The 21,559-nt window shown below is 64.6% G+C and carries 21 protein-coding genes, 1 riboswitch and 1 other annotated feature; of the genes, 7 read left to right on the forward strand and 14 right to left on the reverse strand.

All coding sequences use genetic code 11. The annotated features are described in order from the left end of the window. Positions 1-113 precede the first annotated feature (113 nt). The 3 genes from Q0330_RS16645 to Q0330_RS16655 all read left to right on the forward strand — a co-directional run bounded on the left by Q0330_RS16645 (position 114) and on the right by Q0330_RS16655 (position 3,526). On the forward strand, positions 114-833 hold the full coding sequence (locus Q0330_RS16645; protein WP_299482066.1) for a glutathione S-transferase family protein: 720 nt from the start codon (positions 114-116) through the stop codon (positions 831-833). A gap of 202 nt (positions 834-1,035) precedes the next feature. Further along, positions 1,036-1,091, forward strand: a sequence feature (sul1 is cis-regulatory element that is thought to sense ions involved in sulfur or methionine metabolism; They are found in Alphaproteobacteria). 75 nt (positions 1,092-1,166) lie between these two features. Then, a complete protein-coding gene (locus Q0330_RS16650) occupies positions 1,167-2,663 on the forward strand; it encodes a SulP family inorganic anion transporter (protein WP_299482069.1) in 1,497 nt (498 codons plus the stop codon). Between the two features lie 11 nt (positions 2,664-2,674). Then, the gene (locus Q0330_RS16655) at positions 2,675-3,526 is read left to right on the forward strand and encodes a universal stress protein (protein ID WP_299482072.1); all 852 of its coding nucleotides are present in this window, start codon (positions 2,675-2,677) and stop codon (positions 3,524-3,526) included. A gap of 52 nt (positions 3,527-3,578) precedes the next feature. On the opposite strand, the gene phoB is transcribed toward Q0330_RS16655, so the two are convergent. The 8 genes from phoB to aroC form a co-directional block, all read right to left on the reverse strand. After that, positions 3,579-4,271: a phosphate regulon transcriptional regulator PhoB gene (phoB, locus tag Q0330_RS16660; protein WP_299482075.1), complete on the reverse strand. Its 693-nt coding sequence runs from the start codon at positions 4,269-4,271 to the stop codon at positions 3,579-3,581. Between the two features lie 4 nt (positions 4,272-4,275). Beyond that, positions 4,276-5,007, reverse strand: coding sequence for a phosphate signaling complex protein PhoU (gene phoU, locus Q0330_RS16665; protein ID WP_299482078.1), 732 nt, complete (start codon positions 5,005-5,007; stop codon positions 4,276-4,278). A gap of 19 nt (positions 5,008-5,026) precedes the next feature. After that, positions 5,027-5,824, reverse strand: coding sequence for a phosphate ABC transporter ATP-binding protein PstB (gene pstB, locus Q0330_RS16670; RefSeq protein WP_299482081.1), 798 nt, complete (start codon positions 5,822-5,824; stop codon positions 5,027-5,029). Positions 5,825-5,844: 20 nt separating this feature from the next. Further along, positions 5,845-7,209: a phosphate ABC transporter permease PstA gene (gene pstA, locus Q0330_RS16675; RefSeq protein WP_299482084.1), complete on the reverse strand. Its 1,365-nt coding sequence runs from the start codon at positions 7,207-7,209 to the stop codon at positions 5,845-5,847. Then, positions 7,206-8,660: a phosphate ABC transporter permease subunit PstC gene (gene pstC, locus Q0330_RS16680; RefSeq protein ID WP_299482087.1), complete on the reverse strand. Its 1,455-nt coding sequence runs from the start codon at positions 8,658-8,660 to the stop codon at positions 7,206-7,208. The genes pstA and pstC overlap by 4 nt, the downstream gene beginning before the upstream one ends. 57 nt (positions 8,661-8,717) lie before the next feature. Beyond that, on the reverse strand, positions 8,718-9,746 hold the full coding sequence (locus Q0330_RS16685; protein WP_299482090.1) for a substrate-binding domain-containing protein: 1,029 nt from the start codon (positions 9,744-9,746) through the stop codon (positions 8,718-8,720). Between the two features lie 177 nt (positions 9,747-9,923). Beyond that, positions 9,924-10,247, reverse strand: a complete 324-nt coding sequence (locus Q0330_RS16690; protein ID WP_299482093.1) for a TfoX/Sxy family protein — start codon at positions 10,245-10,247, stop codon at positions 9,924-9,926. Further along, complete coding sequence (gene aroC / locus Q0330_RS16695) at positions 10,247-11,347, reverse strand: chorismate synthase (RefSeq protein WP_299482096.1); 1,101 nt, start codon at positions 11,345-11,347, stop codon at positions 10,247-10,249. The genes Q0330_RS16690 and aroC overlap by 1 nt, the downstream gene beginning before the upstream one ends. Before the next feature lie 99 nt (positions 11,348-11,446). Beyond that, a riboswitch (TPP riboswitch) is annotated at positions 11,447-11,544 on the forward strand. A gap of 30 nt (positions 11,545-11,574) precedes the next feature. Between aroC and Q0330_RS16700 the strand changes: the two genes are divergently transcribed. From Q0330_RS16700 to Q0330_RS16710, 3 genes are read left to right on the forward strand one after another with little or no spacing between them, the layout of a single operon-like run. Continuing rightward, positions 11,575-12,555, forward strand: a complete 981-nt coding sequence (locus Q0330_RS16700; protein WP_299482099.1) for a thiamine ABC transporter substrate binding subunit — start codon at positions 11,575-11,577, stop codon at positions 12,553-12,555. Then, a complete protein-coding gene (locus Q0330_RS16705) occupies positions 12,531-14,081 on the forward strand; it encodes a thiamine/thiamine pyrophosphate ABC transporter permease ThiP (protein WP_299482102.1) in 1,551 nt (516 codons plus the stop codon). Before Q0330_RS16700 ends, Q0330_RS16705 begins: the two co-directional genes overlap by 25 nt. Beyond that, positions 14,068-14,760, forward strand: coding sequence for an ATP-binding cassette domain-containing protein (locus tag Q0330_RS16710; RefSeq protein ID WP_299482105.1), 693 nt, complete (start codon positions 14,068-14,070; stop codon positions 14,758-14,760). The genes Q0330_RS16705 and Q0330_RS16710 overlap by 14 nt, the downstream gene beginning before the upstream one ends. Here Q0330_RS16710 and Q0330_RS16715 read toward each other — a convergent pair. From Q0330_RS16715 to Q0330_RS16725, 3 genes are all read right to left on the reverse strand, one after another. Further along, positions 14,757-15,080: a DUF2794 domain-containing protein gene (locus Q0330_RS16715; protein ID WP_299482108.1), complete on the reverse strand. Its 324-nt coding sequence runs from the start codon at positions 15,078-15,080 to the stop codon at positions 14,757-14,759. The genes Q0330_RS16710 and Q0330_RS16715 overlap by 4 nt on opposite strands. A 78-nt stretch (positions 15,081-15,158) precedes the next feature. After that, positions 15,159-15,503 (reverse strand): hypothetical protein, encoded by a 345-nt coding sequence (locus Q0330_RS16720; protein ID WP_299482111.1) that lies wholly within the window; start codon positions 15,501-15,503, stop codon positions 15,159-15,161. 136 nt (positions 15,504-15,639) lie between these two features. Then, positions 15,640-16,290 (reverse strand): TetR/AcrR family transcriptional regulator, encoded by a 651-nt coding sequence (locus Q0330_RS16725; protein ID WP_299482114.1) that lies wholly within the window; start codon positions 16,288-16,290, stop codon positions 15,640-15,642. 152 nt (positions 16,291-16,442) lie between these two features. Here Q0330_RS16725 and Q0330_RS16730 point away from each other — a divergent pair, with 152 nt between their 5' ends. Continuing rightward, positions 16,443-17,870 (forward strand): Glu/Leu/Phe/Val dehydrogenase, encoded by a 1,428-nt coding sequence (locus Q0330_RS16730; RefSeq protein WP_299482117.1) that lies wholly within the window; start codon positions 16,443-16,445, stop codon positions 17,868-17,870. Positions 17,871-18,041: 171 nt separating this feature from the next. Here the strand turns inward: Q0330_RS16730 and Q0330_RS19260 are convergent, their stop codons facing one another. Genes Q0330_RS19260 through petA form a run of 3 tightly spaced genes read right to left on the reverse strand, consistent with a single transcriptional unit; the run spans position 18,042 to position 21,405 of the window. Further along, entirely contained in the window at positions 18,042-19,499 is a 1,458-nt protein-coding gene (locus Q0330_RS19260; RefSeq protein WP_366518343.1) for a cytochrome c1, read from the reverse strand. 12 nt (positions 19,500-19,511) lie between these two features. Continuing rightward, positions 19,512-20,834 carry a cytochrome b gene (gene petB, locus Q0330_RS16740; protein ID WP_299482120.1) on the reverse strand — a complete coding sequence of 441 codons (1,323 nt, stop codon included), beginning with the start codon at positions 20,832-20,834 and terminating at the stop codon, positions 19,512-19,514. Between the two features lie 10 nt (positions 20,835-20,844). After that, positions 20,845-21,405: a ubiquinol-cytochrome c reductase iron-sulfur subunit gene (gene petA / locus Q0330_RS16745; RefSeq protein ID WP_299482123.1), complete on the reverse strand. Its 561-nt coding sequence runs from the start codon at positions 21,403-21,405 to the stop codon at positions 20,845-20,847. Positions 21,406-21,559: the final 154 nt, after the last annotated feature.

The raw sequence follows: 21,559 nt of genomic DNA on the forward strand, positions 1-21,559 counted from the left end.
GCCTGCGCCCCTGACATAACGCCACGGCGTGCCGGGGGCAATGCAGGCAGGGCTTCGCCCAAGCATGTCGCGCAGAGTTGAAACGCCCCTGCCCGATCGCGTATCACCGGCCCATGACCGACCGTTACGCCCCCAGCCCCTCCGCAACCCGCGCCTCCGCCGGCCAGCCCGCGCGGCTTTATCACACCCCGCTTTCCCCCTATTCGCGCAAGGTCCGGCTGGTCCTGGCCGAAAAGCGGATCGAGGTGGAACTGGTCGAGGAACGCTATTGGGAGCAGGGGCCGGAACTTTTCCGCCGCAACCCCGCCGGCAAGATCCCGGTGCTGCGCCATGACGGGATGCTGATGGCCGAAAGCCAGGCGATCTGCGAATATCTGGACGAAACCGTGCCAAGCCCGGCCCTGATGCCCGAAAGCCCCGCCGGGCGTTACGAGGTCCGCAGGCTCTGTTCCTGGTTCGACGACAAGTTCAACGCCGAAGTCACCCGCCCGGTGCTGACCGAGCGGGTCTGGAAGAAGGTCCAGAAGATCGGCTATCCCGACAGCCGTGTCGTCAAGGCGGGCCTCGGCGCGATCAAGGCGCATGTCGATTACATGCACGGCTTGCTGGAAGAGCGCCGCTGGCTGGCCGGCCCCTCGCTCAGCATCGCCGATTTCGCCGCCGCCGCGCATTTTTCCTGCCTCGATTACATCTCGGACGTGGATTGGGACCGTTCCGATCTGGTCCGGCAATGGTATGCGACGATCAAGTCGCGCCCGGCCTTCCGCAGCGTGCTGGCCGATCAGGTGCCTGGGCTGCATCCAGCCCCCCATTACGCCGAACTGGATTTCTGAACCGCCAGCCGCCCCCGGAAGCCGCAATAGAGTCAGCATCGAAACGATGGCCCGATTCCCCGCTTTGCCGGGTATGGGCTGGACCCAATCGTCACGCAGGAATGGGACGGGGACGGCCTGCCCATGACTCGCCCGACTGACGAGAAAATGCCATTTGGCCTTGAGATTTCCGCCGAAATCGCCTCTAAGCTCGGTCATCGCGCAAGGACCCGGTGAAATTCCGGGTGGCTCTTCCGGCCGCTGATCCGCCGGACAACCCCTAAGATAAGCCCAAACTGTCATGCCGGCCCGTCTTGAGAAAGGCGCACCGACACAGGGTCTTGGACTGTAATAATGATATCGATTTCCGACTACCGGCAACAATGGTTCGGCAATATCCGTGGCGACGTACTGTCGGGTCTGGTCGTCGCCTTGGCGCTGATCCCCGAAGCCATCGCCTTTTCCATCATTGCGGGCGTTGACCCGAAGGTGGGGCTCTATGCCTCCTTCTCGATCGCGGTTCTTCTGGCCATTACCGGCGGGCGGCCCGGCATGATCTCTGCCGCCACCGCCGCCACGGCGGTGCTGATGGTGACGCTGGTGCGCGATTATGGGCTGCAATATCTGCTGGCGGCAACGGTCCTTGCGGGTCTGATCCAGATCGGCGCCGGGTTGCTGAAACTGGGGCGCTTCATGCGCTATGTCTCGCAATCGGTGATGACCGGCTTCGTGAATGCACTGGCGATCCTGATCTTCATGGCGCAATTGCCGGAATTGAACCCGGCGACCGAAGGCGTCACCTGGCTGACCTATGCTCTGGTGGCGGCGGGGCTGGCGATCATCTATCTGTTTCCGCGCATCACCACCGCCGTGCCCTCGCCTCTGGTGACGATCATCCTGCTGACGGCGCTTGTCGTCGCGATGGGCTGGGACGTGCGAACGGTCGGCGACATGGGCGAGTTGCCCGATACGCTGCCGGTCTTCCTGATCCCGCAGGTGCCGCTGACATTCGAGACGCTGGCCATCATCTTCCCCTATTCGCTGGCGGTTGCGATCGTCGGGCTTCTGGAAAGCCTGATGACGCAGAACCTCATCAACGACCTGACTGACACCAGATCGGACCGCAATCAGGAATGCATCGGTCAGGGCATCGCCAACACCTGCACTGGCTTCATCGGCGGCATGGCCGGCTGCGCCATGATCGGGCAGTCGATGATCAACGTGAAATCCGGCGGGCGCGGGCGACTGTCGACCTTCATCGCCGGGGCGGTCCTGCTGGTGCTGGTCGTTGGCCTCGGCGATCTGGTCGCGCGCATCCCGATGCCCGCGCTTGTCGCCATCATGATCATGGTGTCTATCGGCACCTTCTCCTGGTCCTCGATCAAGAACCTGCGGGTGCATCCGCGCTCTTCCTCCATCGTCATGATCGCGACCGTGGTCACGGTGGTCTATACCCACAACCTCGCCATCGGTGTGCTGGTCGGGGTGCTGCTGTCGGGGATCTTCTTCGCCGGCAAGATCGCGCAACTGTTCCGCATCTCCTCGACCCTGTCAGCGGATGGGCGCGCGCGCACCTATATCGTGGAAGGCCAGCTTTTCTATGGCTCGACTGAGGATTTCGCCGATGCCTTCGATTTCCGAGAGGCGCTCGACCGCGTCACCATCGATGTCAGCCGCGCCCATATCTGGGACATCAGTTCGGTGCAGGCCTTGGACATGGCGATCCTGAAGCTGCGCCGCGAAGGCGCCGAGGTCGAGCTTATCGGTATGAACGAAGCGACCGAAACCCTCGTCGACAAGCTTGCCATCCATGACAAGCCCGGCGCGATGGACAAGTTGATGGGACATTGAGCGAGGACAGAATGGACAAGATACTGACACTTCTTGACGGCTCGGCCTATTCGGAAAGCGTCTGTCACCATACCGCCTGGATCGCGCAGAAGCTGAATGCCGGCGTGGTCGCCATGCATGTGCTGGGCCGCGAGGCAGGGGCGTCGTCGAAGGACCTGTCGGGGGCGTTGCGCCTTGGTGCCCGAACGGCACTTCTGGAGGAGCTTTCGGCGCTGGATCAGCAGCGCGCCCGGCTGGCCCAGGCCAAGGGCCACGCCATCCTGGAGGATGCGAAGGGAATCATCGAACAGGACGGTGTGCCCGATGTCAGCCTGCGCCTGCGCAAGGGCGACCTTCTGGAAGCGGTGCGCGAGATCGAGGGCGAGATGCGCGCGATCACCATCGGCAAACGCGGCGAGGGTGCGGATTTCGCTTCGGGCCATCTGGGGTCGAATCTCGAACGGATCCTGCGCAGTTCCAAGGTTCCGGTCTTAGTGGCCTCGCGAGAGTTCCGGACGATATCGAAGGTGCTCGTCGCCTATGACGGCAGCGCGAGCGCCAAGGTCGCGATCAAGCGCATGTCGGCAAGCCCTGTCTTCACCGATCTGGAAATCTGCGTGCTGAGCGTCGGGCCGGATCAGGCGCGCGCGCAGTCAGTCGCGGATGAGGCGGTGGCGGGACTCAAGGCCGCGAATATCGTTGCGGCACCGCGAACGGCCACGGGCGAGGCCGAGGAGGTGCTGGGCGCGTTGATGACCGGGGAAGGCTTCGACCTTCTGGTCATGGGCGCCTATGGTCACAGCCGCATTCGCTCGTTGATCATCGGTTCCACGACAACGGCGATGATCCAGTCGGTAAAGGCGCCGGTCCTGCTCTATCGCTGAGACCGTCGGGCAGCCGCTTCCCGAAAGGCGTTGCGCTTCGGTCGCGGCCCTGTCAGCCGAGCGCGTAACCGGCACCGCGCACGGTGCGCACCGGATCGGCGCCGCCATGGATCATCAGCGCCTTGCGGAGCCGACCCACATGAACGTCGATGGTGCGCGTATCGACATAAATGTCGCGCCCCCAGACCCGATCCAGAAGCTGCTCGCGCGTCCAGACGCGGCCCGGCTTTTCCATCAGCGTCGACAGCAGCCGGAACTCGGTCGGGCCGAGATGCAGCGCCTGACCGGCGCGAAAGACGCGATGCTCGCCCGCATCGAGGATGATGTCGGCGAAGCTGAGCCTTTCGCCCATGGTCGCGGGCCGGGTGCGGCGCAGCTGGGTGCGCAGCCGGGCCATGAGTTCGACCACCGAATAGGGTTTGACGACGTAATCGTCCGCCCCGGTTTCAAGGCCCCGCACCCGGTCGACCTCGTCGCCGCGCGCGGACAGCATGACGATGGGGATCGGCCGGGTCGCCGGATCGGCCTTGATGCGGCGGCAGATCTCGATCCCCGAGACATTGGGCAGCATCCAGTCCAGCACGATCAGGTCGGGCTGTTCCTCCTGCACCAGAAGCAGCGCCTCGTCGCCGTTCTCGGCCATGACAACCTCGAAACCCTCGGCTTCGAGGTTGTATTTCAGCACCTCGCGCTGCGCGCCCTCGTCCTCGACCACGAGAACACAAGGAGTCTGACGCACCGACATGGCTTCAGCCCCCCAGCTCGATCTGGTCGGCGGTCGGGGTCTGCACCACGCCGTCCCTCTTGGGTCGCGCATCTTCTGGAAGGGAACCGGTGACCAGATAGATCACCTGTTCGGCGATCGAGGTCGCGTGATCGCCCATCCGCTCGATATTCTTGGCGATGAAATGCAGATGCATGCAGGCGGTGATCTGGCGCGGGTCTTCCATCATATAGGTCAGGAATTCGCGGAACAGCGCATTATACATCTGGTCGACTTCCAGATCGCGCGCGCGCACATCGGCGGCCAGATCCGTATCGCGCTGGATATAGCTGTCGAGCGCATCCTTCAGCAGCCGCTCGGCGGTCACCGCCATGCGGCGCAGCGCCATCCCGGCGCCGTCGATCACCGGCTGCTGGGACAGGACGTGGGCGCGTTTGGCCATGTTCTTGGCATAATCGCCCACCCGTTCCAGCGAGGCCGAGATCTTGATGACCGTCAGCACCAACCTGAGATCGGTGGCGGTGGGGGCACGCAGCGCGATCAGGCGCGCGGCCTCCTCGTTGACCTGATGGTCGAGCGCGTCGATCTCGCGGTCACGGCGGCGCACATCCTCGGCCAGTTCGTCGTCGAAGGTTTCCAGCGCACGGGCGGCATCGATGATGGCGCTTTCCACCATGCCGCCCATGCGCACGACCAGTGCCTGGACGGTTTCCAGGTCGCGGTCGAAGGCCGAGGCGATATGTCTGTCGTTCTGCATCCTGCTCTCTCCACTTCCCTCAGCCGATGCGGCCGGAGATATAGCTTTCCGTCCGCGGGTCCTGCGGGTTGGTGAAAATGTCGTCGGTCTCGCCGTATTCGACAAGGTTGCCGAGATGGAAAAAGGCGGTTTTCTGGCTGACCCGTGCCGCCTGCTGCATGGAATGGGTCACGATCACCACCGAAAATTCCTGACGAAGCTGGTCGATCAATTCCTCGACCTGGCTGGTGGCGATGGGATCGAGCGCCGAACAGGGCTCGTCCATCAGCAGCACTTCGGGCGCGGTGGCCACCGCGCGGGCGATGCAAAGCCGCTGCTGCTGGCCGCCCGACAGCCCGGTGCCGGGCTCTTGCAGGCGGTCCTTGACCTCGTTCCACAAAGCCGCGCCGCGCAGCGATTTCTCGACGATCTCGTCCAGCTCGGCCCGGCCCCGGGCGAGGCCGTGGATGCGCGGACCGTATGCCACGTTGTCATAGATCGACTTCGGAAACGGGTTCGGCTTCTGGAACACCATGCCGACCTTGGCGCGCAACTGCACCGGATCGACGCGGCGGTCATAGATATCCTCGCCATCCAGCGCGATCCTGCCCTCGACCCGGCAGATGTCGATGGTGTCGTTCATGCGGTTGATGCAGCGCAGGAAGGTCGACTTGCCGCAGCCCGACGGGCCGATGAAGGCGGTCACCGTCTTGTCGAGGATATCGACATTCACATCCTTGATGGCGTGTTTCTCGCCATAGAAGACCTGCACGTCGCGGGCCGTGATCTTGATTTCGTCCTGCACCAGTCTACGCTCCACAAGGCTCATGTCGTTCATGGGTTCACCCTTGGCCGCATCTACCAGCGGCGTTCGAACCGGCGGCGCAGGAAGATCGCCAGCAGGTTCATGCAAAGAAGGAAGATCAGCAGCACGATGATCGCCCCCGAGGCTCGCTCGGAAAAGGCCGGGTCGGCGCGCTGCGTCCAGTTATAGACCTGCACCGGCAGGGCCGAGGCGGGGTCGAAGAAGCCCTCGGGCGGGGCCGCCGGGAAGGTGGTGACAAAGGCCACCATGCCGATCAGCAGAAGCGGCGCGGTCTCGCCCAGGGCTTGCGCCAGACCGATGATGGTGCCGGTCAGGATCCCGGGCATGGCCAGCGGCAGGACATGGTGGAACACCGTCTGCATCCGCGAGGCGCCCACGCCAAGTGCCGCGTCGCGGATCGAGGGCGGCACCGATTTCAGTGCCGCGCGGGTCGAGATGATGATGGTGGGCAACGTCATCAGCGTCAGCACCAGCCCGCCAACCACCGGGGTCGAACGCGGCAGGCCGACGAAATTGATGAAAGCGGCCAGCCCGAGAATGCCGAAGACGATGGAAGGCACCGCCGCGAGATTGGCGATATTCACCTCGATCACATCGGTCAGGCGATTCTTCGGCGCGAACTCCTCCAGATAGATCGAGGCGGCAACGCCGATGGGCAGCGCCAGGATCAGCACGATCAGCATCATGTAGAAGGACCCGAGGATGGCCACGCCGATCCCCGCCGCCTCGGCCCGGTTGTCCGAGGCATCGGGCTTGGTGATGAAATCGCCGTTGAACTTCGTCACCAAAGCCCCGTTTTCCTTCATCGCCTGCGCCAGCCGAAACTGCGCAACCGAAGTCTTGCTGTCGAGCGCCGCCGTTTCCTCGGTCACGCGGCCCTTGAACATGCCGTCGATGCGGCTGGAGGTCAGGGCCGTCATCTCGACGGTCTGGCCGACCAGTTCGGGATCGGCCAGCACCATGTTGCGCAGCCGCGCCGGCGCCTCGCCCGAGAAGAAGGACTTGGTGTCGGCATCCGACAGGCCCTCGATCCGGATATTCTCAGCCGCGATCCATGCTTTCAGCGAATCATCCAGAAGCTTGCCGTAGGACAGCGAAATGACCTTGGCCATCTCGGCCGGATCGCGATTGCCCTTCGGGTCGACGACTTCGGCCGAGACCGTGACCGGGATCGAGGCATAGGTCTGCCGGAACGCCCCCGCGCCGTCCCGAACGATGGAAGACATCAGAAAGCACAGTGCCAGCACGGCGATGGCGATGGCGGCGATGCCGTAAGCCTTGAAGCGGGCTTCGGCGGCATTGCGGCGCTTTGTGCGCGCCGAGGCGGTCAGCAACGAGCCGCTGGTATGGCGCGCTGGCTGGGCTGGAATGGTGCCCGGATCGGTCGCGTCGGTCATTCGTACTGCTCCCGGTATTTGCGCACGATATAAAGCGCGAAGATGTTCAGCCCCAGCGTCAGCACGAACAGCGTCAGGCCAAGGGCAAAGGCGACCAGCGTTTCGGGGCTGGCAAAGTCGTTATCGCCGGTCAACTGGCCGACGATCTTGACGGTGATGGTGGTCATCGCCTCGAACGGGTTGCCACTGATCTGCGCCATGGCGCCGGCGCCGAGGACCACGATCATGGTCTCGCCGATGGCGCGCGACGCAGCCAGCAGCACCGCACCGACAATGCCCGGCAGGGCGGCGGGCAGCACGACCTGACGAATGGTTTCCGAACGGGTGGAACCGAGGCCGAGGCTGCCATCGCGCAGGCTTTGCGGCACGGCATTGATGATGTCGTCAGACAGCGAGGACACGAAGGGAACCAGCATCACCCCCATGACCAGCCCCGCCGTCATCACCGACGATCCGCTATTGCCCAGACCCAGCGGCGAGGCGATCCAGTCGCGGATCATCGGGCCGACCGTCACCAGTGCGAAAAGGCCGTAAACGATGGTCGGAATCCCGGCCAGGATCTCGATCGCCGGCTTCACGACGGAACGCACACGGGGGCTGGCATATTCCGACATGTAGATCGCCGCGAACAGCCCGATCGGCACCGCGAAAAGCAGCGCGATCACCGAGATGTAGAGCGTCCCCCAGAGCAGCGGCAGCATTCCCAGCTTGGAGCCGCCGCCGAAGCTGGGCGTCCATTCGGTGCCGAAGAAGAAATGCTGCCATTGGTAGAGCCGGAAGAAATGTATCGATTCGAAGACCAGCGACAGCACGATGCCGAGGGTGGTGGCAATGGCGATGCTGGAACAGGCGATCAGCATCCCGCGCATGACCCGCTCGACCACGTTGCGGGCGCGGAAGTCGGGCTTCGTGCGCATCAGCGCCCAGGCAAACCCGGTCCCGGCAAGGGCCAGCGACAGGATGCCAAGCCAGATCGAACCCATGCGCTGCATTCCCAGATATTGCTGGGCGGCGCCAAGGACCGGCGGACGGGTCAGCACGGCAAGTCCGGCATCCTTCAGGCGACCCATCCCATCGGCGTCATCGACGCGCAGCGCCATCATCTCGGGCCGCGAAAGAACCCCCTGCGACACGGCCGAGGATAGTTTGTCGGCGATCTGGGCGGCCTCGCTCAGCACGATGCCGCGGGTCTGGCCCTCGGGGATGGCATCGTCGGAAATGGTGGAACTGACACTGTTCCCGATGATCGCCGGCTGCAGGAACAGCCAGATCACCATCAGGACAAGGGCCGGCAGGGCGGTGGAAAAAGCCACGTTCCAGCCGTAGTAACCGGGCCGGGAATGCAGCTTGCGGGCGTCGCCATCGACCTGGGTCAGGGCGCGGGACTGCCCCAGCACATAACCTGCCGCAGCAAGCGCCAGAACGATCAGGACGATCCAGAAGACGGGCATGTGATCCTCCGCAAAGGCGCAAGGCCGGGCGGCGCGAAGGCCGCCCGGTCGGATGCGTTATTGCATCGCCGCTTCATCAGCGACGGTCTGCTGGACGGTGGCCAGTTCCGGGTCGGGCACCAGACCATAGCTGGACAGCGGGCCGCCGGGGCCGGCGATGGCGTCCGAGACGAAGAACTCGGCATATTCCTTCAGACCGGGGATGACGCCGATATGGTCCTTCTTCACATAGAAGAACAGCGGGCGCGACACCGGGTATTCCGCCGAGGCGACGGTTTCGACCGAAGGCGTCACACCGTTGATGGTGGCAACCTTCAGCTTGGTGGTATTGCTCTCATAGAAGGACAGGCCGAAGACGCCGACGCCGTTCTTGTCGCTTTCGATGCGGGCCAGGGTCTCGGGATAGTCGCCGTCGACATCCACCGACTTGCCATCGGTGCGGATCGCGATGCAGGCGGCTTCGGCGGCCTTTTCGTCGGCATTGGCGGCCTTGAAGGCGTCGAGCGCGCCCGATTCCTCGCAGCCGGCCTTCATGACCTTTTCCTCGAAGACTTCACGGGTGCCGTGCTTGGTGCCGGGGATGAAGGCCATGATCGGCTGTGCCGGCAGGTCCGGGTTCACGTCCGACCAGTTGGCGGCGGCGTTGGCGGTCACCACGCCGTCCACGACGACCTCACCGGCCAGCGCCAGGAACACGTCCTTCGGGGTCAGCGCGAAATCGGGGCCGTTGATGTCGCTGGCAAAGACGATGCCGTCATAGCCGAACTGGACCTCGATGATATTGGCGACGCCATTGGCCTTGCAGGTCTCGATTTCCGAGTCCTTGATCTTGCGGCTGGCATTGGCGACATCGATGGTATTTTCGCCCACACCTTCGCAGAACTGCTTCAGCCCGGCCGACGACCCGCCACCTTCGACCACGGGGGCCGCGAAGCCGGAATTTTCGGCAAAGGCCTCGGCCACGATATTGGCATAGGGCAGCACGGTCGAGGACCCCGCGACCTGAACCTGATCACGCGCGGCGGCGACCGAGGCCGAGGCGGCGATGACGGCCAGGGCCGAGACGGTGAGCTTGACGGATTTCATAGGATCACTCCTGAACACATAAGGACGGCCCGAATTGGCCTGCGCCTTCCCTAAGGCGGGATTGCGACGCTTATGCGACGGGAATGTGACGATTTCGTGACGATGCCGGGCCGGGGCGAAAGGCCCCTGAAATACCGGGGTTTATCGGGCGCGGGGGGTTCCCCGGCGCGCGGCGAATCATCGCTTCTTCGCGGCCTTCTTCGGCAGGTTTGCGACGGTCAGCGCAAGGATGCGCGCCATATGGCCGGGATCGTCCAGATCCTCGGGCCCGATTCGCAGATGCGGACGGGCATTGTGATAGGGAATACCCTCGCGGGGCGCGCGCAGGACGGCGCGGGCGGCATCGGTCGGCTTGATGAAAAGATCGCCGTCGCAGATCACCCCGAAAATCACCCCGTCCAGATAGACCCCGTATTCGCCGAACATCGGTCGGGCCACGACATCGCCTGCGGGCGTCAGCCTGGCAAGGATGGCCGCCGCCTGATCCTTTGTTGTGCCCATCAGCCGATCCGGCCCCGGATGCCGCCGGTCTGGGCGCGGTCCAGAAGCAGGTGGTCCAGCACCACGCAGGCGGCCATGGCCTCGGCCACCGGCACGGCGCGGATGCCGACGCAGGGGTCGTGGCGGCCCTTGGTGATCAACTCGATTTCCTCGCCCGTCCGGGTAATGGTGCGGCGCGGGGTCAGAATGGAACTGGTCGGCTTGACCGAAAACCGCACCACGATATCCTGCCCGGTCGAAATCCCGCCAAGGATCCCACCGGCATGGTTCGACAGGAATTCAGGCCCGGCGGGCCCCATGCGGATCTCATCGGCATTGTCCACGCCGGTCAGCGCCGCCGCCGCCATCCCCTCGCCGATCTCGACGCCCTTCACGGCATTGATCGACATCATCGCCGCCGCCAGATCGGTATCGAGCTTGCCATAGACCGGCGCGCCAAGCCCGGGCGGGCAGCCGCGTACCAGCACCTCGACCGCCGCGCCGACGCTGTTCTGCGCCTTGCGAATGCCGGTCAGGTAATCCTCCCACGCCTGCGCGGCACCGGCATCGGGCAGGAAGAAGGCGTTCTGACGGATCGCGGTTTCATCGAAATTCGCCCGGTCCAGATGCATCTCTCCCATCTGGACCATATAGCCGATCACCGCGACAGAGGGCGCCAGATCGCGCAGCACCGCCTGCGCCACCGCCCCCGCCGCCACGCGCGCAGCGGTCTCGCGTGCCGAGGAACGCCCGCCGCCGCGATAATCCCGCAGCCCGTATTTCTGGTGATAGGTGATATCGGCGTGACCGGGCCGGAAGGCCTTCGCGATCTCGCCGTAATCCTTGGACCGCTGGTCGGTATTCTCGATCATCAGCATGATCGGGGTGCCGGTGGTGCGCCCCTCGAACACGCCCGACATGATCCGCACCCGGTCGGCCTCCTGCCGCTGGGTGGTGTTCTTCGAGGTGCCGGGCCTGCGGCGGTCCATGAAGGGCTGGATCCAGTCCTCGTCAAGCGCCACGCCGGGCGGGCAGCCGTCGACCACGGCCCCAAGTGCCGGCCCGTGGCTTTCGCCCCAGGTGGTGACGCGGAATACATGGCCGAAACTGTTGAGGCTCATCGCGGATCTCCTTTCGTCCTTGGTTAGCGGTCCCGCCCTGCCCGGACAAGCCGGGGCGGGCAACATTCGCTTGCGCTGCCGGCGCTTATTGCCCATCTTGTGCGGGCCTCGGGGGGCCATAAGGCTGAGACGCATCACGCGGACCCGTAGAACCTGATCCGGCTAACACCGGCGGAGGGAAGGTTTCGCTGCCCTTTCATCCGAAACCCGATCGATGGAGGAAAGCGATGCGACACGCCCTTCTTGCCCTTTTGGCAAGCACCACCCCGGCCCTTGCCGCCGGCCCTGAATTCACCGTCTATGCGCCGGAATATTTCGCCTCGGAATGGGGTCCCGGCCCGAAGATCGAGGCAGGCTTCGAAGCCATCTGCGATTGCGATCTGGTCTTCGTCACCGGCGACGTGTTGCCCCGCATCCTGCTGGAGGGTGAAGGCACCAAGGCCGATGCCGTCATCGGGCTGAGCATGGACCAGACCCTGCGCGCCCGCGACAGCGGGCTGTTCGCGCCGCATGTGCAGGACATCTCGGGCCTGACCATGCCGCTGACATGGGACGACCCGATCTTTCTGCCCTTCAACTGGTCCGAAACCGCCTTCATCTATGACGAGACCCGGCTGGCCGACCCGCCGCACAGCTTTCACGAACTGATCGAGGCCCCAGACGATCTGAAGATCGTCATTCAGGACCCGCGCAGCTCGGTCTCGGGTCTGGCGCTGCTGATGTGGATGAGGGAGGTCTTCGGCAGCGAAGGCAACGCCGAGGCCTGGGAGAAGCTGAAGCCCAAGATCCTGACGGTGACGCAAGGCTGGTCCGAAGCCTATGGCATGTTCACCGAAGGCGAGGCCGACATGGTGCTGAGCTTCACCACCTCGCCCGCCTATCACATCGGCGCCGAGGACGACGCGACCAAGCACGCCGCGATTTTCGAGGAAGGCCATTACCTGCTGGCGGAACTGGCCGCGCAGGTGAAAACCTCCGATCAGCCGGAACTGGCGCAGAAATTCATGGAATATATCCTGTCGCCGGATTTCCAGGGCATGATCGCCGAGGCGAACTGGTCCTATCCGTCGAAACTGCCCGACGATCGGTTGCCGGATTATTTCGCCGCCCTGCCCCGCCCGGCAATCACGCTCTGGCTGCCCGAGGATGAGGCCGAGGCCCTGCGCAAGCCCTTGTTGGACGAATGGCTCAGCGTCTTCGCCAACTGAGCCCTTCGCCCGGCGGGCTGGCGGCGGGGCTGCTGGTGCTGCTGATCCTCGGCACGCTGGCGGCGGTCGCGACCCATGCCGGCGGGCTGTCGGCGCTCGGTCCCTGGGACTGGCGCGCGGTCTGGTTCACGCTCTGGCAGGCGGCGCTGTCGGCCACGGTCTCGGCGGTGCTGGCGGTGCCGGTCGCGCGCGCGCTGGCACGGCGGCGCTTTGGCGGGCGCGCGCTGCTGATCACGCTTCTGGGCGCGCCCTTCATCCTTCCGGTGATCGTCGCGGTCATGGGACTTGTGTCCGTCTTCGGGCGAAACGGGCTGGTGAACGATCTTCTGGGGGCGTTCGGCCTTGCGCCGCTTTCGATCTATGGCTGGCAGGGGGTGATCCTGGCTCATGTCTTCTTCAACCTGCCGCTTTCGGTGCGCATGATCCTGCATGGCTGGCAGGCGATCCCGACCGAGCGGTTCCGGCTGGCCGCCTCGCTGGGTTTCGGGCCGGGGGACATCGCCCGCCATCTCGAACGCCCGATGCTGAGAGAGGTCCTGCCGGGTGCCTGGCTGGCGGTGTTTCTGGTCTGCCTGACCAGTTTCGCGGTGGCGCTGGCGCTTGGTGGCGGACCAGGCGCCACGACGGTGGAGTTGGCCATCTATCAGGCCTTCCGCTTCGATTTCGACATGGGCAAGGCGGCAACGCTGGCGCTTGTGCAGGTGGGGCTTTGCGTGGCGGCGCTGGCACTGGCGTCACGGGTCAGCCGGCCCGCCGGTTTCGGCGCCGGGCTGGATCGCGACACGCCGCTGCCCGCGCCTGCGGGTTGGCGGCGGGGCGCGGATGCCGGGGCGATCCTGCTGGCGGCGGGCTTCCTGCTGGTGCCGATGCTTGCCGTGATCCTGCAAGGTGCGCCGGGGCTGGCCGGCCTGCCCGGCGCGGTCTGGGCGGCGGCGGGGCGTTCGGTGGTGATGGCGCTGATTTCGGCCATGGCAGCACTGGCATTGGCGCTGGCACTCGCGCAGGTCATCGCGGGCGGGCGGGCGTGGGCGGAACTGGCCGGGATGCTGCCGCTGGTGGCCTCGCCCCTCGTGCTGGGGACCGGGCTTTACCTGCTGCTGCGCCCGCTCGTCTCGCCCACGGCTCTGGCGCTGCCGGTGACGGTGGCGATCAATGCGGTCATGGCCCTGCCCTTCGCGCTGCGCATCCTCATTCCCGCCGCCCGCAGCCTGCAGGCGGATTACGGGCGGCTGGCCGATTCGCTTGGCCTGCGCGGACTGGCCCGGCTGCGCCTGCTGACCCTGCCGCGCCTGGCCCGCCCGCTTGGCTTTGCCGGCGGGCTGTCGGCGGCGCTGGCCATGGGCGATCTGGGGGTGATCACGCTCTTTGCCGACAGCCGCAACCCGACCCTGCCGCTGAAACTTTACCAATTGATGAACAGCTACCGCATGGGTGATGCCGCCGCCTGCGCGGTGCTGCTGATGGCGATCAGCTTTGCCCTTTTCTGGCTGTTCGATCGCGGAGGACGCATCCATGCTGCGCTTTGACCGGGCCGAGGCCACCCTTGGCGATTTCCGCCTGAACGCCGATTTCGCGCTTGAGGCCGGCGCGCGGGTGGCGGTGATCGGCCCCTCCGGCTCGGGCAAGTCCACGCTTCTGGGCATGGTCGCGGGTTTCGTGCCGCTCAGCGCCGGGCGGATCCTGTGGCAGGGGCAGGATCTGGCCGGGATGGCACCGGGGGCGCGGCCGGTCTCGATCCTGTTTCAGGACCAGAACCTGTTCCCGCATCTGAGCGTGGCCGAAAATGTCGGCCTCGGCCTGCGCCCCGACCTGCGGCTGAGCAGGGCCGAACATGCTGCCGTCGCCGGGGCCTTGCAGGAGGTCGGGCTTCAGGACATGGCCGCACGCCGCCCGGCGCAACTTTCCGGCGGCCAGCAGAGCCGCGTGGCCCTTGCCCGCGTGGCGCTGCGCGCCCGCCCGGTCCTGCTGCTGGACGAGGCCTTCGCCGCCCTCGGCCCGGCGCTGAAATCCGACATGCTGGCGCTTCTGGCCCGCATCGCCGACCGGAACGGCGCCACGGTGCTGATGGTCACCCATGACCCCGACGACGCCCGCGCCTTCGCCGATCAGACCGTCGCCGTCATCGCCGGCAGGGCGCATCCGCCGGTGCCCACCGGCCCGCTTCTGGACGACCCGCCCCCGGAACTTGCCGCCTATCTCGGTTAGCGAACCGCCCGGATCATCTTGCGATCGAAGACCCGCAGCACCTGCGCCAGGTCCTGCCCGCGCTTCAATATCCGCCCATCCATGGCGATCACCGCATACATGCCCTGCGCGCCGCGCAGCTTCGGACGTTTCTCGACCCGGAAGATCGGCGTCTCGGCGGCATGGCGGAAGATCGAGAAGACCGCGACATCGTTGAGAAAGGCCATCGCGTAATCGCGCCACTCGCCGGCGGCGACCATGCGGCCATAGATGGAAAGGATCGACGCCAGCTCCTTCCTGTCGAAGGCGACGCGGTCGGGCTGCGGGGCGAACGGCTGCATCGGGCTTTGCATGAACAAATGGTGACAGGCCGGACGGTTATGTCAACGGCAAATCACCGGGCTGCCGGGCAAGGCCCATCAGCCGCAATCGACGCCCGAGATATTGCCCGTCGAATCCAGCCGGAACACGATACGGTTCGGATTGTATTCCTGCGGCTCGATCCCACGATATTCGACGATGCGATATTCCTTGGTGATCCCCAGCGTCGGCACCACGCCGCCGGGCTGGCCGATATAACCGGCATAGGTCGAGGCCTTGCACAGGTCCGGCTTGCGCTCGGTCAGCCCGTCATCGGCGGCGGTCGGCAGCGGCTCGATCCCCGGCGGCTGCACCGGCATATCGTTGACGGGTACGCTGCGCGCGCAGCCGACCACGGCCAGCGACATCAGCAACGGGGCGAGGAAATGGCGCGTCTTGATCATTCTGGTCATCTGTCCCTGATAGGTTCCCGCGATCCCGACCCGCACCCCTTGGCGGGGCTTTGATCTGGTCGGGCCGTCTGGCAAGCTATACGCGCGCAAATGGCCGCTGTTAAGCCCGACCGCGGTCAACTTCGCATCAGCAACGGAGAAGGTCACGCGCGGCATCTGTGCCGTAATGGGACAGAAACATTTCGACCGCATTGTCGACCGAGCGCCGGATCATGTCATCATCGACCGAATCGCGACCCTTGAGGAGCACGCGTTCACGGACCCCGACCGCGCTCAGGCTGACGAAGCACTCTGCGGCAAGGCCAAGATCGGGAATGTTCCCGCGCAGCATCCCCTCATCCTGCCAGCGCTTCAACTGTTCGGCCAAAGTGCATTGCAGGGCGGCCGGGCCGATAACGTAATACTCCCGCGCCAAGGCGGGGAAACGTTCGGCTTCGGCAATCGCAAGTCGCAATGTGCGGGATCCAAATTCCGACACGGCATGGTTGGCGATCAGATGGCCGGTGAAGCGCAACACCTGGTCGATGGGCAGGTCCGTGGCCACCAGTTCAGTGCCGTCAACACGCTGACGCTCCAGTTCCTCACGGAACACGGCATCGAACATCAGCCGCTTGTCGGGAAAATAATTATAGAGAGTCGCCTTCGACACCGCCGCCTCGCGGGCGATGTCATCGACGCTCGCGCCGGCAAAGCCCTCGCGCATGAACACACGCCGCGCGCCCTCAAGGACCTGATCGAATTTGCGACCGCGTGTAATGATACGTTCCTCGATACCCATAATACCTGTGAAAATAAGTGCACTATTATGGTCATATAGTTCCCCATCTGGCCCGAAGGCACAAGATGCGAAGCAAGCCGACGAATTTCGTTGCGATTTTCCGCCATTGCCCCGAAGCTCTGCCTTGTAAATGGGCAAAACGGAGAACCATCATGTCGAATGCGCATCCCTCCTTCCGCGACTCCGTTGATCGGATGTTCACGCATGCTGCCTCGTTGATGAAACTTCCGCCGGGTCTGGAAGAAAAGATCCGGGTCTGCAACTCGACCTATACGGTCCGTTTCGGGGTGCGCCTGCGGGGCGCGATTCACACCTTCACCGGCTATCGCTCGGTCCATTCCGAACATATGGAGCCGGTCAAGGGCGGCATCCGCTATGCCATGTCGGTGAACCAGGACGAGGTCGAGGCGCTGGCAGCGCTGATGACCTATAAATGCGCGCTGGTGGAGGTGCCATTCGGCGGCTCCAAGGGCGGGCTTCGCATCAACCCGCGCGAATGGGACGAGGACGAGCTGGAGCGGATCACCCGCCGCTTCACCTATGAGCTGTCGCGCCGCTCGCTGATTTCGCCCTCGCAGAACGTACCGGCGCCCGACATGGGTACGGGCGAGCGCGAAATGGCCTGGATGGCCGATGCCTACAAGCGGCTCCATCCCGACGACATCAACGCCAAGGCCTGCGTGACCGGCAAGCCGGTGACCATCGGCGGTATCCTCGGCCGGGTCGAGGCGACCGGGCGCGGTGTGCAATATGCGCTGCAGGAATTCTTCCGTCACCCCGACGCGCTGAAACGGGCCGGGCTTTCCGGCAACCTCTCGGGCAAACGCGTCGTCGTGCAGGGCCTGGGCAATGTGGGCTATCACGCCGCCAAGTTCCTGCAGCAGGAAGATGGCTGCGTGATCGTGACGGTGGTCGAGTATAACGGCACCGTCCACAATCCGAACGGGCTCGATATCGACGCCCTGAAGGCCCATATCCGCGAAACCGGCGGGGTCGAGAACTTCCCCGGCGCCAGCTTCCGCCCGGCCGGGATGGAAGGGCTGGAGGACGAATGCGACATCCTCATCCCCGCCGCCGTCGAAAGCGTCATTACCGGCAAGAACGCCAACAGGGTTCAGGCCAAGCTGATTATCGAGGCCGCGAATGGCCCGGTTACCGCCGAGGCCGATGAGATCCTCAAGAAGCGCGGGGTCGTGATCATCCCTGACATGTACGCCAATGCCGGCGGTGTGACCGTGTCTTATTTCGAATGGGTCAAGAACCTCAGCCAGATCAGCCTCGGCCGGCTGGAGCGCCGGCACGAAGAAGCCCGGAACATGCTGTTGATCTCGGAAATCGAACGGCTTTCGGCGGATTCCGGCGTCAAGTGGTCGCTGTCCAGCGGCTTCAAGGAGGCCTATCTGCGCGGCGCAGACGAGTTGGAACTGGTCCGTTCGGGCCTCGATGACACCATGCGCGAAAGCTACATGAAGATGCAGGAGGTGTGGTTCGACGACAACCGGGTCCGCGACCTGCGCACCGCCGCCTATGTTGTCGCCATCCGTCGGATCGGCAATGTCTACGGCTCGCTGGGACTCTGAGGTCCAGCCACGGGGCGACAGAAAGCCACCACGCTGAAACAATGGCCGGTCGCGAATATCGCGGCCGGCCATTGCTTTCGCCCCCTGCCCTTTCGGTCCCGCACCGACCAACCCATTCCACAAATGAAAACGCGCCCCGAAGGGCGCGTTCGCTATCTCATGTGCAATGGATCACTCGTCGCGGCCATGCTTGATCGGCCACCACAGGCGCTTGTTGGTCAGGTAGAGCAGCGCCGCCAGGATGGTCAGGAAGATCACCGCAATGAACCCGTTCTGCTTGCGGTCCATCATCTTCGGCTCGGCTGTCCACATCAGGAAGGCTGAGACGTCACGGGCCATCTGGTCGATCGTCGCCGGGGTCCCGTCCTCATAGGTGACGAGGTCGTCGAACAGCGGCGCCGGCATCGAGATCCAGTTCCCGGCGAAAGCGGCGTTGTGATAGAGGACGGTGCCCGCCTGCTCTTTCTCTTCTCCGTCATAGCCGGTCAGCACGGCATGGATATATTCCGGCCCGCCGATACCCCGAAAGAACTGGTTGATCCCCGAACCATAGGGGCCGTGGAAGCCGGCACGAGCCTTGGCCATCAGCGACAGGTCCGGACCCATGCCATCGGCCTGAATGATGGTCGGGAAATGGTCGGTCGGAATGCGCGGACGATCCTCGCCGGTTTCCGGGTCGGTGATATCCATATTCGCGGCATAGGCGCGGACCTGATCCTCAGGCAGGCCGGGGCCGCCATCGTCATGCAGGGTGCGGATCGGCACCTGCTTGAGGCCGTGGCAGGCCGAGCAGACTTCCGTATAGACCTGTAGCCCGCGCTGCAACTGGAACTGGTCGTATTTGCCGAAGGGACCTTCGAAGCTGAAGGCGATATCCTCGATATGCGCGGTTTCATGGCTGGCAGCGGCTTCGCCTTCTGCCGCAGCATGTTCTTCTCCGGCTGCGGCCTCTTCCTCGGCAGCGGCCTCTTCCTCGGTTCCGGCGGCCTCTTCGGTGGCAGCCTCCTCGACAGCGGCGGCACCTTCGTCTTCAGCGGCGGCCTCCTCGGCGGGGGCTTCTTCCGCCGGGGCTTCCTCGGTCGCGGCCTCTTCAGGCGCGGCTTCGGGCTCTGCCTGGGCTTCTTCCGCCATGTCGGCCTCGGCGGCGGTTTCTTCCGCCGCATCGGCTGCTGCTTCCTCGGCCGGAGCCTCGGCTGCCATGTCTTCTGCCGGGGCTTCTTCTGCCGCAGCTTCTTCTGCCGGAGCGGCTTCTTCCGTGGCCGCATCTTCTGCGGCAACGGCTTCACTGGCGTTGTCGCCAGCGGCTTCGGCGGTTTCAGCCGCAGTCTCCGCAGCGGCGTCAGCCGCTTCGGTCACGGTCTCGCTTGCCTCGGTCGCAGCGGCATCGACTGCGTCTGCGGCCTCGGTGGCGGCATCCGCAGCCATGTCGGCAGCCGCATCGACGGTTTCGCTTGCGGTATCGGCAACGGCGGCAGCCGCGTCATTCGCCGCGTCCATGACGGCATCGGCGGCCTGCGCCGGGGTTGCGGTGTCCGGTGCCGGGACGACAACGGTCGCGTCCTGCGCCCATGCTGCCGCACCAAGGGACAGCGCGGCGACGGCCGTGAGGGTCTTGGTTCTCAGGGTCATGCTTGCCTCTCCTTACTCGGCAGGATGGGTGTGTTTGCCGTAATGCGCGTCGAAATCTTCCTCGATCGTCGCCGGCATGGCATCGGGCTTCTCGATCAGGCCAAGCAGCGGCAGGATGATCAGGAAGTAGGCGAACCAATAGGCCGCACCCGCCAGCGCGATATAGGGATAGATCCCTTCCGCCGGCATGGCACCCGCCCACATCAGCACCACGAAGTCGATGCAATAGAGCCAGTACCACCACTTGAACAGCGGACGGAAGCGACCCGAACGCACGCGCGAGGTATCGAGCCAGGGCACGAGCGCCATGACGATGATCGCGCCGAACATCGCGATGACACCGAAGAACTTGGCATCGACGATGCCGAAGGTCAGCCAGTCGACCAGCATCACCACCCAGACATCGGCGGTGAAGGCGCGCAGGATCGCGTAGAAGGGCAGGAAGTACCATTCCGGCACGATATGCGCAGGCGTCGCCAGCGGGTTCGCCTCGATATAGTTATCGGGGTGGCCGAGATAGTTCGGCATGAAGCCCACCACCGCGAAGAAGACGACCAGGATCACGGCAAGCGCGAACAGGTCCTTGATCACGAAATAGGGCCAGAAGGGCAGCGTGTCCTTCTCGGCTTCTTCCTTCGAGCCGCGACGGACTTCGATCCCGGTCGGGTTGTTGTTGCCGGTGGTGTGGAAGGCCCAGATATGGACGATCACCAGTGCCGCAATCACGAAGGGCAGCAGGTAATGCAGCGAGAAGAAGCGGTTCAGCGTCGCGTTATCGACAGCCGGCCCGCCCAGAAGCCAGGTCTGGATCGACGGCCCGATGCCGGGGATGGCACCAAACAGGCCGGTGATCACGGTCGCACCCCAGAACGACATCTGACCCCAGGGCAGAACATAGCCCATGAAGGCGGTGCCCATCATGCACAGATAGATCAGCATCCCGATGATCCAGGTCACTTCGCGCGGCGCCTTGTAAGAGCCGTAGAAGAGACCGCGGAAGATATGGACATAGACCGCAAAGAAGAACAGCGAGGCGCCGTTCGCATGCAGGTAACGCAGCATGTAGCCGCCGTTCACGTTGCGCATGATATGCTCGACGCTGTTGAAGGCGTTGCTGACATGCGGCGTGTAATGCATCGCCAGAACGATGCCGGTGGCGATCTGCAGCACCAGGCAGAAGGCCAGGACGATACCCCAGATCCACCACCAGTTCAGGTTTTTCGGGGTCGGGATCATCAGCGTGTCATAGAGCAGGCCGACCACCGGCAGGCGGCGATGCAGCCAGCGCTCGATGCCGGTCTTGGGTTCGTAATGATCGTGCGGAATTCCGGACATGGGCGCCTCCTCAGCCGAGCTTCAGCGTTGCGTCGTCAACGAAGGACGCCACGGGAATTTCAAGATTGCGCGGCGCCGGGCCACGACGGATGCGGCCCGCAGTGTCGTAGTGAGAGCCGTGGCAGGGGCAGAACCAGCCGCCGAAATCGCCGGCACCGTCGCCGATCGGCACGCAGCCCAGATGGGTGCAGACGCCGATCTGGACCAGCCATTCGCCGGCCTCGTCCAGGGTGCGGTTTTCATCCGTGGCGGCTTCACCCGGCTTGTTCTTGTTCTCGGCGCCCTTGTCGATCAACTCGTCCAGCGAGACGGCGCGGCCGGCGTCGATCTCTTCCTGGGTGCGGCGGCGGATGAACACGGGCTTGCCCAGCCATTTCACGACCAGCTGCGTGCCGGTCTCGACCCCGCTGATATCGACCATGATCGAGGACAGCGCCTGCACATCGGCCGAGGGGTTCATCTGGTTGATCAGGGTCCAGGCAGCGGCGCCGGTCGCGACCGTCCCGGCCCCTGCGGTGGCGTAATAGAGGAAGTCCCTCCGCGTGCCTTCGTGTTCTTCAGCGTGGGTCACGGCTATTCTCCGGTTCAGGCCCGCCAACGCGGACCGGCTATGTTCGGTTGGGCCGCTTGAATCGCAGCCTAGGCATCGCATCTCTACCGATCAATTTCCCGCCAGTCCAGCGGCGCGAGGCGATCTGTTTCGGGCAAATGGCCGCAGGTGTTGC

Origin of the sequence: uncultured Paracoccus sp., from assembly GCF_937873615.1 — a bacterium.
In the GTDB taxonomy this organism is placed as follows: domain Bacteria; phylum Pseudomonadota; class Alphaproteobacteria; order Rhodobacterales; family Rhodobacteraceae; genus Paracoccus.